Source organism: Allobosea eneae, from assembly GCF_042657265.1.
In the GTDB taxonomy this organism is placed as follows: domain Bacteria; phylum Pseudomonadota; class Alphaproteobacteria; order Rhizobiales; family Beijerinckiaceae; genus Allobosea; species Allobosea eneae.
Genome location: NZ_JBHSLW010000064.1, coordinates 32,432 through 46,376 on the forward strand (window position 1 = coordinate 32,432; position 13,945 = coordinate 46,376).

The window sequence follows — 13,945 nt, forward strand, 5'->3', positions numbered from 1 at the left end:
CGCGCCCTTGCGCGCGCCGCTCTTCGCGGCGGTGGGGGTGGTGCCGCCTGATGGGCAGAATGGTGGATGAAAGAGAGAGGCCGGACGGAAGGCGCCGGAAAAGATGATGGAGCAACGAGAACTCGAGGAACTGAAGGGGCGCGTGCTTTGCGCGGCGGTGCTGGAGAAAGCCGGCTTCGCCGTCGATCTGAAGGAGAGCACGCGCCGCGCCGTCAAGCACCGGCGCGGCAGCGACATTGTCATCGTGATCCACGAGGGCAGGGGCTGGTTCGATCCGCTATCGGACGCCAAGGGCGATGTCTTTTCGCTGATCCAGCATCTGGATGGCGTCGCCTTTACGGAAGTGCTTTTGCGCGCGGCCGAGCTGGTCGGGTATCGACCGGCTGAAACTGCGTGGCAAAGACCGCGCACGCAAAGGCCCACTGTTTCTCTTGCCGAACGCTGGCGCGCGCGCCGAGCCCTTCGGCCAGGCTCCGCCACCTGGCGCTACCTGCGTCACGAACGCCATCTCCCCGAAATCGTGCTACGCGCCGCAATTCGGCAGGAACGGCTGCGGGAGGGTCCGCTTGGCAGCCTGTGGGCCGCCCATGTCGACGACGGCGGCATTGTCACCGGATGGGAAGAGCGAGGTCCGCAATGGCGCGGCTTTTCGACCGGCGGGGCAAAGGTGCTGTTTCGGCTCGGCGTGCCCGCGGGATTACGGTTCTGCGTCACCGAGGCTGCGATCGATGCCATGAGCCTCGCGGCGATCGAAGGGCTGCGGGATGGCAGCCTCTATCTCAGCACCGGCGGCGGCTGGTCGCCGGCGACTCAGGCCGCGCTGCAAACGCTCGCTGCACGTCCCGGCGCCCAGCTTGTCGCAGCGACAGACGCCAATAGCCAGGGTGAAGCCTATGCCAGCCGGCTGCGCGAGATCGCCGAGGCCGCGGGCTGCGACTGGCTCCGGTTGAGGCCTGCGGCTGACGATTGGAATGAGGCTTTGAAGGAGAAGGCGAGGGAGGAGGTGGAAAGACGACAGAGGAGAGGAGGCCTGCCGCATGCCCGCCGGCCGCATCAAGGGTGACGCTTCGCCCGGCTGCGCCGGCCCTTGACCCGGCCGATCAGGGAAGCGGCCGCGGGGGAGGGGTCAGGAAGAGCCGAAGATGATGGCGATGTCGCGAGGATGAGCCGCGCTCCGGTCTGACGAGACCATAGGAGCTAGCTCATGACCCTCTCCCCGATCCGCAAGGTGTTCCAGGGTGTCGCCGACCGGCGGCAGATGTTCCGGATGTTCGACCGCCATGCCCAGCGGCCCGATCGCCGACCGGACGACAGCAGCTCGCTCTACGCCGGCGAATGGTTTGAGATCGGCCAAGCCGAACACGACTACATGTTCGAGGCTCTGCCGCCAGTCATCTTGGCGGTCGATATGTTCGCGCTGCGCGAGTTCTTGACCGGCTCGATCACCAGCATCTTCTTCACATTGTGGATCGACGGCCGGGCCCGGTACTTTCATGGCTACTGCGATCTCGCCGACATCGATTTCGGCAGGCGCATGCGCGAGGCAATCATTGAGCGCGAAAGCCGACCGGTTCGGGCGATGACACGGCAGGAGCGTCTGGAGCATATCTGGTCGAGTACCCATGACGACTATCGCGGCTATGCCGGCGAGCGCTGGCCCGCGCCCGACCGGGCCAAGCGCGCTGTCACGGTCTATGGCGGTCGACACGGGACGACTTTGAGGCTCCTCGACGGCTTGACGGACAGCGAGATCAGCGAAAAGCTCCCCGTGCATCTGCGGTACCTGCCCGACGCGATTGCGGCGTGATGGGCGGCGGCAATGTTCAGCATTTCCGTCACGGATGTCCGCGCCGTCATCACGCGCGGACGGATCGACGCTTTCATGAATGGCGGCTTTCGCAATTCGCATGGCCTTAGCGCCGGCAAGGATGAACGGCCAGGCCTATGGTTGGTCGGCGATGAGGGTGTCTACATCATGTCCAACGGCAAGCTCGCCGAGGATCAGCGTCCGCTCGTGGTCTACGCCCAGGAGTGCGATCCCAAGACCAACCCGGACTACTGGCATTACAAGCGCCAGCACTTTGGCGGCGATGACGACGTCGAATTTCTCGATGCCGCCGTGCTCGTGAAGTTGATCGACGCCGCACCGACAGCGACGCATCTCACGATCGCGATGGCAGACGACGCCCTGTCGCTCGCCTTGGTCCGGCGCTGATCCGCCGGGCTGCCCGGCCGCCCCCATCCCTCGCCCCGCGACCATCGCAACTTTCGTCGGACCCAATCCGGCGGGAGCGATGGCGCGCGCCCCGATCACAGGAGAATTCGCCATGGCGCAAGATCACCGCCTCAATCTCGATCCTTTCACTATCGACCTCTTCAACAACACCGCGCTCTCATCGACCTTCAGCCTCGGCGTCACCACCTTCGCCGGCCACGACCCGGCCAATGACGACGACGAGCCTGAGCCCACGCCGCCGTCTCCGGCGCAGCGGATCACTCCGCCCGCGACGCGGCCCTCAACGCTTGGTCGGGGCGTCAATTTCGTCCTCGACGGCGACCGTCGCCTGGCCGGGGGCTGGAAGGATCGCGCTCGCGACAGCATCGCGGCGATACGGCTCGCCGCACAGATCGAGGCCGAGGAGCGGCCGGCGACGCCGGACGAGCAGCGCAGGCTGATCCGCTTCACCGGCTTCGGCGCATCCGACCTCGCCAACGGCGTCTTCCTGCGACCGGGCGAGACGGCGTTCCGGAAGGGCTGGGAGACGATCGGCGGCGCGCTGCAGGATGCGGTCAGCGACGCCGACTACGCTTCGCTCGCCCGCTGCACGCAGTACGCCCATTTCACGCCGGAGTTCATCGTCCGGGCAATCTGGGCCGCGCTGCAGCGGCTCGGCTGGCGCGGCGGCCGCGTTCTGGAGCCGGGTATCGGCACCGGGCTGTTCGCGGCGCTCATGCCGGAAGCTTTTCGCGATTGCGCGCATGTCACCGGCGTCGAGCTCGATCCGACCACCGCGCGCATCGCCCGGCTGCTGCAGCCGCGCGCCCGCATTCTCACTGGCGACTTTGCGCGCACCGAGCTGCCGGCGAGCTTCGATCTCGCCATCGGCAATCCGCCGTTTTCCGATCGCACGGTCCGCTCTGACCGCGCTTATCGTTCGATGGGCTTGCGGCTGCACGACTACATCATTGCGCGGTCGATCGATCTGTTGAAGCCCGGCGGGCTTGCAGCCGTCGTCACCTCGCACGGCACGATGGACAAGGCCGACGCTTCCGCGCGCGAGCACATTGCGGATTCCGCCGACCTGATCGCCGCTATCCGCATGCCGCGGGGAAGCTTCCGCGCCGACGCCGGGACGGACGTTGTCGTCGACATCCTGTTCTTCCGGAAGCGGAAACCCGGTGAGCCGAGCGGCGATCGCGCCTGGATCGATCTCGATGAGGTCCGGAAAGCCACAGCCGACGAGGGCGCGATCCGCGTCAATAGCTGGCTCGCGCGCCACCCCGGCCTCGTGCTCGGCACGCATGCCCTCGCCTCAGGCCCGTTCGGCGAAGCCTATACCTGCCTGCCCCAGGCCGACGTCGCGCTCGATGCCGCGTTGGACGCTGCCATCCGCCTCCTCCCAGAGAGCCTTTATGACGGCGAGCCGGAAACCGTCGATCTTGACGACGATACCGCGCCCGACACGAATCTCGCGCTCCCGCAGCAGGCCCGAATTCGCGAGGGCAGCTACTTCGTCGACACGCGCCGCGGGCTGATGCAGCTCGTCGATGGCCAGCCGGTCGCGGTGAAAGTTCGGAAAGGGCGGAGCGCCGAGGGCGTCCCGGAAAAGCACGTCCGGATCATCCAGAAGCTGATCTCGATCCGCGACGCCGTGCGCGAGGTCCTCAGCTGCCAGGAGCAGGACCGGCCCTGGAAGGATGCGCAGGTTCGCATGCGCATCGCCTGGTCGAGTTTTTTGCGCGACTTCGGCCCGATCAATCACACGACGGTCTCGTTCTCGGAGGACGAGGCAACCGGCGAAATCCGCGAATCCCACCGGCGGCCGAACCTGCAGCCGTTTCTCGACGATCCCGATTGCTGGCTCGTCGCCTCGATCGAGGATTACGACCTCGACACCGACACGGCAAAGCCCGGTCCGCTCTTCAGCGAGCGCGTCATCGCTCCGCCTGCCGCGCCTGTCATCACCTGCGCCACGGACGCCCTTGCCGTCGTCCTGAACGAGCGCGGCCGGGTCGATCTCGAGCACATTGCCGAGCTGCTGCATCGGGATGTCGCCGATGTCGTCGCGGAGCTGGGCGACGCGATCTTCCAGAACCCGGCCGACGGCGCCTGGCTGATGGCGGACGCCTATCTGTCGGGGCCGGTGCGCGACAAGCTGAAGGTGGCGGAAGCGGTTGCTGCGCTCGCCCCCGCCTTCGACCGCAACGTCCGCGCCCTCGTCGCGGTCCAGCCTGCTGATCTGGGTCCGTCCGACATCACCGCGCGTCTCGGCGCGCCCTGGATTCCAGCGTCTGATGTCGTGGCCTTCGTCAAGGAGACGATGGGCGCCGAGATCACGATCCGCCACATGCCGGAGCTGGCGTCATGGACGGTGGATGCGCGCCAGCTCGCCTGGCTGGCGGCGGGAACGTTCGATTGGGGCACCGGCCGCCGCCATGCCGGCGAATTGCTGACCGACGCGCTGAACAGCCGCATCCCGCAGATCTTCGATACGGTGAAAGAGGGCGGCAGCGAGCGACGCGTGCTCAACGTCGTCGATACCGAAGCCGCCAAGGAGAAGCTGCATAAGATCAAGACGGCCTTCCAGAGCTGGGTATGGTCTGAGCCCGACCGCACCGACCGGCTGGCGCGGGTTTACAATGACCGCTTCAACAACATCGCGCCGCGCGCCTTTGACGGCACCCATCTCAATTTGCCCGGCGCGAGCGGCGCCTTCACCCTCTACCCGCACCAGAAGCGCGGCATCTGGCGGATCATCACAGCGGGTACGACCTATCTCGCCCACGCGGTCGGCGCCGGCAAGACCATGACTTTTGCCGCCGCAGTGATGGAGCAGCGCCGTCTCGGCCTGATCGCCAAGGCCATGCTGGTCGTGCCGGGACATTGCCTGGCGCAGGTCGCGCGAGAGTTTTTGGCGCTCTATCCGAACGCCCGCATCCTCGTCGCCGACGAGAGCAATTTCACGAAGGAGAAGCGCCACCGCTTCCTGTCGCGCGCCGCGACCGCGACCTGGGATGCGATCATCATCACCCATTCGGCGTTCCGCTTCATCGACGTGCCGTCCGCCTTCGAGCAGCAGATGATCCAGGACGAGCTCGAACTCTATGAGAGTCTCTTGACGAAGGTCGAGACCGACGACCGCGTCTCGCGAAAGCGCCTCGAGCGCCTGAAGGAGGGCTTGAAGGAGCGGCTGGAGGCGCTTTCGACCCGCAAGGACGATCTTCTGACCATCTCGGAACTCGGCATCGACCAGATCATCGTCGATGAGGCGCAAGAGTTCCGGAAGTTGTCCTTCGCCACCAACATGTCGACGCTGAAGGGCGTCGACCCCAACGGCTCGCAACGCGCCTCGGACCTATATGTAAAGTCGCGCTTCGTCGAGACGAAGAACCCCGGCCGAGCGCTCGTGCTGGCTTCGGGCACGCCGATCACCAACACGCTCGGCGAGATGTTCTCGGTCCAGCGCCTGATGGACCTTGCAGCGCTTCACCAACGCGGGCTGCACGAGTTCGACGCCTGGGCCTCGACCTTCGGCGACACCACGACCGAACTCGAGCTGCAGCCATCGGGCAAATACAAGCCGGTCTCGCGCTTCGCGAGCTTCGTCAACGTGCCCGAACTCATCGCGATGTTCCGGAGCTTCGCGGACGTCGTGCTCCCCGACGATTTGCGGCGTTATGTGAAGGTGCCGGCGATCTCGACCGGCCGTCGTCAGATCCTGACTGCCAAGCCGACATCGGCCTTCAAATCCTATCAGCGCCTGCTCGACGAGCGCATCAAGGCGATCGAGATGCGCGACCGGCCGGCGGAACCCGGCGACGACATCCTGCTCTCGGTCATCACCGATGGCCGTCATGCCGCGATCGATCTGCGCCTTGTCGATTCCGACAACGACAACGAGCCTGAGAACAAGCTCAACCTGCTGATCGCGAACGCCTTGCGCATCTGGCGGGAGACCGCTGATGCGGCTTACGTCCGCACTGACGGCAAGCCGTATGAGGTCGCCGGCGCCGCGCAGATGATTTTCTCTGATCTCGGCACGATCAGCGTCGAGAAGAGCAGGGGGTTTTCGGCCTACCGCTGGATCCGCGACGAGCTCGTCCGTCGTGGGGTGCCGACCTCCGAGATCGCCTTCATGCAGGACTTCAAGAAGTCGGAGGCGAAGCAGCGGCTGTTCGGCGATGTCCGCGCCGGCAAGGTGCGGTTCCTGATCGGCTCGTCGGAGACGATGGGGACCGGAGTCAACGCGCAGCTCCGCCTGAAGGCGCTGCATCATCTCGACGTGCCCTGGCTGCCCTCGCAGATCGAGCAGCGCGAGGGCAGGATCGTGCGGCAGGGCAACCAGCACGACGAGATCGACATCTTCGCCTATGCCACGCAAGGCTCGCTCGACGCCACCATGTGGCAGAACAACGAGCGAAAGGCCCGCTTCATCGCCGCGGCGCTTTCGGGCGACACCTCGATCCGCCGGCTGGAGGATCTGGGCGATGGGCAGGCCAGTCAGTTCGCCATGGCGAAGGCGATCGCATCAGGCGATCAGCGGCTCATGCAGAAGGCCGGGCTGGAGGCCGAGATCGCCCGGCTCGAGCGCCTACGCGCCGCTCATCAGGACGATCAGTTCGCCGTGCGCCGGCAGCTTCGCGATGCCGAACGGGATAGCGCGGTCTCGACCCGCCGGATTGACGAGATCGGGCGCGACATCGAGCGCCTCGTGCCGACGGCCGGCGACGCCTTCGCGATGACCGTGACGGAGAAGGCTTATGTGGAGCGCAAGGAGGCCGGTCGCGCCTTGCTCAAGGAGATCCTGACCCTCGTGCAGATGCGGCAGGAGGGCGAGGTGACCATCGCCAAGGTCGGCGGGTTTGACCTGGAGTTCAGCGGCCAGCGCGGCGGGCGCGACGGCTATCGCTATGAGACGATGTTGCTTCGCACCGGCGCTGAGCACGAGATCGATCTGCCGGTCACAGTCTCGCCGCTCGGCGCGGTGTCGCGGCTCGAACACGCGCTCGGGGATTTTGAGGGCGAGCGGGAGCGGTATCGTCAGCGGCTCACTGAGGCCCAATGCAGGCTGGCGTCGTATCGGTCGCGCGAGGGTGGCACGTTCGCCTTCGGCGACGAGCTGGCGGAGAAGCGCCGACAGTTGGTCGAAATCGAGACGGCGCTGGCGAGCGATATCGACCGGCCGGGTGCGATGAACCCGGTCGCTGCTTGATCTGAGAAAGGACGGAGAGCGGGCGAGAGAGAAAAATGAATCTTGCTCGCCGACCGGCCATTCCGGTGACGCTGACGCTCAACCGCCGCCGTCGCGATTCCGGCCCGTCGTCCTTCGCAGGGCTTATGCCCCGCTCGTCCGGCCGGGCCGAGATGCTCGGCCGCAGTTGCACCGGCCTGTCCGCTCCGCGGGCTTGAGAGGGGTCTTCGGGAAGAAGACTGAACCGGACAGGTCGAGGCCATGTCCTGCACCCTCTGAAGGAGCTTCCCCATGCATCTCATGAAAGTCGATCCGCGCGCGCTGAAGGAGAATTCCGATCGCTCGCGTCAGACCAAATCCACTCCGCAGGCCGACGCGTTGCTGCTGGCGACGATCAAGGCGGTCGGCCTCGTCCAGCCGCCGGTGATCGCGCCGGAAAGCGATGGCGGCAATGGCTACATCATCGATTCCGGGCACCGCCGCGTAAGGCAGGCGATCGCGGCCGGTCTGGAGGAGATCGACGTCCTGGTGGTCGATGCCGCCAACGACAACGGCGCCATGCGCAGCATGGTCGAGAACATCGCCCGCGATCCGTTGAACCCGGTCGATCAGTGGCGGGCGATCGAGCGGCTCGTCGCGCTCGGCTGGACGGAAGAAGCGATCGGCGTCGCGCTCGCACTGCCGGTGCGCCAGGTCAAGAAGCTCAGGCTGCTGGCGAACGTGCTGCCTGCGATGCTCGATCACATGGCGAAAGGCGACATGCCCAACGAGCAGCAGTTGCGCGCGATCGCGGCCGCCAATCTCGACGAGCAGCGCGAGGTCTGGAAAGCGCAGAAGCCGAAGAATGGCGACCCGCAGGTGTCCTGGTGGAGCGTGGCGAATGCTTTGTCGAAGAAGCGCATGTACGCGCGCGACGCGAGCTTCGGCGACGATCTCGCCCAGGCCTATGGCATTTCATGGGTCGAGGATCTGTTTGCGCCGGCCGACGAGGACAGCCGCTACACCACCAATGTCGAGGGGTTCCTCGGCGCCCAGCAGGAATGGATGACCATCCACCTGCCCAAGCGCGGTGTCATCACCGACGTCAACAACTATGGCGAGGTCGTGCTGCCGCCGAAGGCCGAGCGGGTCTATGGCAAGCCGGGCAAAAGCGATCGCACTGCGATGTATCTCGACCGCGAGGGCAAGGTGCAGAGCGTAAACTTTCGGCTGCCGGAGCCGAAGAAGAAAAGTGCGGACGAGGCGGAGGCCGACGAGGCGATCGTCATGCCGAAGCCCCGGCCGGACGTGACGCGCAAGGGCGTCGAGATGATCGGCGATCTGCGCACCGACGCGTTGCACGAGGCGTTGGCCCGAGCGCCAATCGAGGACGACACGCTGATGGCGCTGCTCGTGCTCGCGCTCGCCGGTCGCAACATCTCGGTCCAGTCGGGGGCGTCCGACGAAGTCTACGGGTTTGCCGGGATGGAGCGCCATGCCGTGCAACTGGTCGATGGCGACGGCAAGCTCACCTCCGATCGGGACACGCTGCGCGTCGCGGCCCGGTCCGCCTTGATCGACGTCCTCTCCGCCCGCGAAAACCGGACGAAAAGCGGCATCGTCGCACGCCTCGCCGGCGACGCGATCGGTGCGGACGGATACCTGCCCACGATGGGCACGGAGGAGTTCCTGTCGTGCCTGTCGCGCCAGGCGCTGGAGCGCTCCTGCAAGGATACGCCCGTGCTTCCGCGCGCCCGGGTGAAGGATACGCGCGCCGCGCTCGTCGAGCATTTGAAGGAGCAGCGCTTCGTCCATCCGTCGGCGGCGTTCGCGCCAACAGCAGCCGAGGTCGCGAGTTGGCGGTCCAAGAGCGTGGTTGGCGCGGATGACGACGCCGACGTCACGGCGGACGATGCTGATATCGGGTCCGGCGATGCCGCTGCACTCGACGACGTCGATCCTGACACGATCGACGAGGCCTACCGCGTCGCGGCGGAATAGCCCCGACCTCCTCATTCACGTCCGATCGACATCCCGCCGCCGGCCCTCGTGCCGGCGGCGGTTTCGTTTCCACGCCGCGCCATCACGGAGGACAAAATGTCCGCGCACGCCATCTTCGACAATGCCCCCATCGGCTCGATCATCGCCTGGTCCGACGGCATGCCGCGCCCGCCGGAGCGCTTCACCAAGAAACTCGCGGCTTGGCTGACCAATAACGGCAAGGGCCGTCTGATCCGGAAGCAGCCCGGCAGAAGCATGGGCAATCTCAGCCTGTCCGCCAGCTTTACCTTGCATGAGGCCGATCTCGGCGCTGGCGGCGTGGTGGCCATCCGCGTCCATCGCACCTTCTCGCTCGACTCCTCGCTGCACTTCAGCGTTGTCGAGCGCCCGACGATCGGTTCCGTGCGCGTCTTCGACCGGCCTGGCGAGGATGCCGAGCTTGTCCATCTCGCGTCGCATCGGCCGGCTGCGGAGGAATGGCTCTCCCGTCATGGCTATCCGCGCGCAGTGCTAGAGGAGGTCACAGCCGACGAGGTCGGCGCCGCTATCATCGAGGGGAGAGCGGCATGAAAGGCGCCTTCGATTGCGATACCGCGACCGATGCGGCTCCTGCAAATCCAGAGATCGAGTTCGGGCGGTCGGCTGAGGGTTTCCCGGTCGCCCGCGTCGGCGACAGTGCCTTCGCCATGCTGTCGACGCTCGACGGGCGGCATTATCTCGCGACGGGCTGGCAGATCGCGCGGCCACTCGCGGAATGGCGTCGGTCCGATTTTTACGGCCATTCCGGCGAACTGGATAATGAGGCCGCGTTTCGCGCCAAGGTTCTGGAGCACGCTCAGCATCAGCGTGACAAGAGAACGCTCGGTCGCCGTGAGGTCCATAGCAGGGCGCAGACGCCATGGGGCATCTCACATGGCGCGACTGTCTACGCCGAGGGCGTCGAATCCCATTCGACCGCCGGCCATGGTGGCTTCAAGCTCTCGGCCGAGCGGAACGAACATGTCCACCCACTCCTGCGAGCGATGGACGGTTGGTACGAGGAGGACTGCGCCTGGGCGATCGTCGCCATCACCTTCCCCGACCTTTTCACCAGTTTTGAGCGGCGTTGCGCCGAGCGCTCGGTCAAGGATAGCTGGCCCGACGCATGGGAGACGATCTTCGGCGTCGTGCTCGGACCGGGTGAATCCTACGAGAAGGACCGGCGTGCCTTCCACGAGGCGCATGCCGACGACTGGATCGTGGTCTCGGCAATCGCATCCGGACATCACGAGGGGTTTGTCGAGTGCGTCGCCACGCCCGGCGGCCGGCGCGGCGCGGGCACCGAGGAGCGCCGCTTTCTCGTTCCCGCGGACGAATATGCGGTCGGCCGGTTCGGCTTCGTCATCGATCCGAGCCGTAAAGCTGTCTATGGCGGGCCTTCCAGCTTCATCGGCTGGCAGCGCGGAGCGTCACGGTCATGATGGCGCCCGACGCATTGGCGCAGCTCTCGCGCATGGAGGAGGCGCGCCGGCAGGTTCAGCGCCAGCTCGAGCTGATCGACCGCCAGATCACGCGCCGGGCGGCTGCGCTGGTCCCGCAGCAGCGAAGACGCCATGGGGACCGCCGAGGGAAATCGTCCGGCGCATGCACGGTTCTGGAACGCTATCGCTCGACGCATGCTGCGCTGACGGTCGAGCGTCAGCCGGAGATCGACGCGCTGTCGCGCAAACTTTCGCGGCAGGATCAGGCCATCGCCGCCCATTACGAGCGACAACAGATAGCGCTTTCGCGCGCGGCGTGACCGGTGATGCGGAGGGCGGGCGTTGCAGGTCCGTCAGATCGGAGGCAATCGGCGGCGCATGTGGACGAGGCCCCGAGTGTCCGTTTCGGTTGCGTCACTGAGGCGAGGCCGGGCTGGCCCTTGTCCTCTCGGGTTTGCTGCGGTCTGAACCGTCGGCCAGGCGCTTCAAGGCCGCGTGCCGCGCCGCGTGGCGGCCGGCCTCCGCCGATCTCGCAGACGGGGCTGGCGTCCTTCGCAAGGGCTTGCGCCCTGCTTGTTCGCAAGCCTCGTCCGCTCGCCTGGCATAGGCCGTGCCCTGATGCGCCAGAGCTTTCGACGGTTCGGGTCGACCGCACCCGAGGGGACGACGGCCAAGCGCCGATCCGGCTCCAAGGGCGCAACCGAAGAAAGGACTTTCCCATGGCCAAGACCGCACATTCACCCCGACAGACCGCCCGCGTCGTGCCGCTCCGCAAGAGCACGACCATCGAAATGACCCGGCTTGCCTGCCCCAACGCTCAGCAGGCGATCCTTATCTCCGAGAGTTTCGGGCTCCCGGTCCTCGACGGCGACGGCATCCGCGACATGCACGAGCGGCTGATCGTCGAGACGGCCGCCAGCCTGCAGGACGGGCTCGGCGAGCGGGCCATGCAGATCCACCTGCAGCGCATTGTCGGGGCCTATGTCGGTTCGGCTCATGGCGCCGGGCAGTTTTATTCCCGCGCGGTCACCGAGGCGCGCGACGCCACCGCCAAATCGGCCTGCGACGCTCGCGACGAGGATGTCGATGGCCCGGTCGGCTTCGACGGCCCCGCCCAGCGCAAGCGAGAATTTGCAGCCGATATGGGCGTCCAGGCCCATGCGCTGCTGATGGCGGCCGAGGGCGCGGTCACGGCCTACGAGCAGGTCATCGGCGAGAGGTGGAAGCCCTTCGAGCGAGCCGCCGAGACCACAAGTCCATCCGTCGATCGCAAGGCGGCAGCGGTTCAGATGGCCGCCTTCGGCTGAGCCGGCGCGAGCGGGGCGCCAAGCCCCGCTCGTCATCTATCAAATTCCTAGGCGAGCCTGGCGAAACAGAGAAGAGCGGGTTGGCCGCGGCGATCGCGACCCGTCCCGGTCGGCGGTCTTGGCCGGGACGGCATCGGCTGCAACGGCTTCGCCGTCTTCCACTTCGTTCCAGCCCTTCGGGTGCAGCCATCGCCTGACCCCAGGCTTTTCGACCTCCGTGACGGGGTCGCGATCAGCGCGACCTCCACGATGGAGGTTGGATCATGAGCAGGTCAGAAGAGAAACCTCGCGCGGACATCTATGCGCGGATCACAGACAGGATCGTCGCCGATCTGGAGAAGGGCGTGCGGCCGTGGATGCAGCCATGGCGTTCCGGAAACGGCAACGGAGGCGTGACACGGCCGCTGCGGCATAACGGATTGCCCTATAGCGGGATGAACGTGCTCCTGCTCTGGTCTGAAGCCGCAGCGCACGGCTTCTCCTTGCCGATCTGGATGACGTTCAAGCAGGCGCTCGAACTCGGCGGCGCTGTGCGCAAGGGCGAGAGCGGCTCGACGGTTGTCTTCGCAAGCCGCTTCAAGAAAACCGAAACCGATGCCTCGGGCGACGCCGTCGATCGCGAGATTCCGTTCCTCAAATTTTACACGGTCTTCAACGCCGAGCAGATCGACGGCCTGCCCGCCGATGATCGCGGGCAATCAGAATGGTCGCGTGATCCGATCGAGCGGATCGATCATGCTGATCGCTTCTTCGCCCAGACCGGCGCCGTCATCCGACATGGCGGCGACCGCGCCTACTACTCTCCCGCGACGGACCACATTCAGATGCCGCCCTTCGCGATGTTTCGCGACGGGGGCTCTTATGTCGCGACGCTGAGCCATGAGGTGACGCATTGGACGGCGGCCCCGCATCGCGTGAACCGCGATCTCAGCCGCTACGGCAACGACCGGAGCGAGCGGGCGCGCGAGGAGCTGATCGCGGAACTTGGAAGCTGCTTCCTCTGCGCCGATCTCGGTATCACGCCGGAGCTGGAGCCGCGTCCAGATCATGCCAGCTATCTCGCTTCCTGGCTCGCGGTTCTGTCCAGCGACAAGCGCTTCATCTTTGCGGCCGCGGCGCATGCACAGCGGGCCGTCGCCTATCTCCACGGGCTTCAGCCGCAGACCAGCTCGATCGCGGAGGCTGCGTGAGTAGCCGAGCTCGATGATGCCGGATGCAGTTAGGGATCAGTGCAGGGCGCTACCACCATGCGTTCCCCGGCTGTTTCCAAGGGCCTTTCCGTCCACTGCGTCCTCGTTGGGCATGTCTGACCGGAGGCCGTCGTCGCTGGCGCGCCGTCTCGCTCTCACACCTGCAACGGCCGTCCACGACTTTCATCCCCTGGGTCCTGCGGTCCCATTCCTCGCGGGACAAGAAAGGCGCTCCCGGCCGTCCTTCACTGCGTTGCGGTCCCTTCAGGATGCAGGTCGAGCGCCTCCGGTCTTTCGACTGCCATCGAGGCCGCGATGGGCGATAGCCTCGAGCAACCAGAAGGAATTACGACATGGCGATCATCGGCAGCTTCACCTCGAACGGCGACGGCTTCAACGGCACGATCAAGACCCTCAACCTCAACGTCAAAGCCAAGATGGTGCGCCCGGAGCGGTCATCCGAAAAGGGTCCGGCCTTCCGCATCCTGGCGGGCACCGTGGATTATGCGTAGCGCGGGATTATGCGGAGTCGTTGGCTGGCAGCCGCGGTTTTGCGGGGTTTTGTCGCCGTGCCGCTCCGCATAATGGCGGACCGT

At 66.1% G+C, this 13,945-nt stretch carries 10 protein-coding genes and 1 pseudogene; all 11 read left to right on the forward strand.

Going from position 1 to position 13,945, the window contains the following annotated elements:
- Positions 1–106: 106 nt before the first annotated feature.
- Positions 107–1,063 (forward strand): DUF3991 and toprim domain-containing protein, encoded by a 957-nt coding sequence (locus ACFPOB_RS26800; RefSeq protein ID WP_377801345.1) that lies wholly within the window; start codon positions 107–109, stop codon positions 1,061–1,063.
- A gap of 141 nt (positions 1,064–1,204) precedes the next feature.
- A complete protein-coding gene (locus ACFPOB_RS26805; RefSeq protein WP_377801346.1) occupies positions 1,205–1,807 on the forward strand; it encodes a DUF1419 domain-containing protein in 603 nt (200 codons plus the stop codon).
- A gap of 12 nt (positions 1,808–1,819) precedes the next feature.
- Positions 1,820–2,215 (forward strand): DUF3085 domain-containing protein, encoded by a 396-nt coding sequence (locus ACFPOB_RS26810; protein WP_377801347.1) that lies wholly within the window; start codon positions 1,820–1,822, stop codon positions 2,213–2,215.
- Between the two features lie 112 nt (positions 2,216–2,327).
- Positions 2,328–7,433 (forward strand): N-6 DNA methylase, encoded by a 5,106-nt coding sequence (locus ACFPOB_RS26815; RefSeq protein ID WP_377801348.1) that lies wholly within the window; start codon positions 2,328–2,330, stop codon positions 7,431–7,433.
- Positions 7,434–7,703: 270 nt separating this feature from the next.
- Positions 7,704–9,392, forward strand: coding sequence for a ParB N-terminal domain-containing protein (locus tag ACFPOB_RS26820; protein WP_377801349.1), 1,689 nt, complete (start codon positions 7,704–7,706; stop codon positions 9,390–9,392).
- 96 nt (positions 9,393–9,488) lie between these two features.
- Positions 9,489–9,962, forward strand: coding sequence for a hypothetical protein (locus ACFPOB_RS26825; protein WP_377801350.1), 474 nt, complete (start codon positions 9,489–9,491; stop codon positions 9,960–9,962).
- Complete coding sequence (locus ACFPOB_RS26830; protein WP_377801351.1) at positions 9,959–10,852, forward strand: DUF7007 domain-containing protein; 894 nt, start codon at positions 9,959–9,961, stop codon at positions 10,850–10,852. The genes ACFPOB_RS26825 and ACFPOB_RS26830 overlap by 4 nt, the downstream gene beginning before the upstream one ends.
- Complete coding sequence (locus tag ACFPOB_RS26835; RefSeq protein ID WP_377801352.1) at positions 10,852–11,172, forward strand: hypothetical protein; 321 nt, start codon at positions 10,852–10,854, stop codon at positions 11,170–11,172. Before ACFPOB_RS26830 ends, ACFPOB_RS26835 begins: the two co-directional genes overlap by 1 nt.
- Positions 11,173–11,571: 399 nt before the next feature.
- On the forward strand, positions 11,572–12,159 hold the full coding sequence (locus tag ACFPOB_RS26840) for a hypothetical protein (protein ID WP_377801353.1): 588 nt from the start codon (positions 11,572–11,574) through the stop codon (positions 12,157–12,159).
- A gap of 263 nt (positions 12,160–12,422) precedes the next feature.
- Positions 12,423–13,349, forward strand: coding sequence for an ArdC family protein (locus ACFPOB_RS26845; protein WP_377801354.1), 927 nt, complete (start codon positions 12,423–12,425; stop codon positions 13,347–13,349).
- 353 nt (positions 13,350–13,702) lie between these two features.
- Positions 13,703–13,852: pseudogene (locus ACFPOB_RS26850) on the forward strand (DUF736 family protein); the annotation flags it as partial.
- Positions 13,853–13,945: the final 93 nt, after the last annotated feature.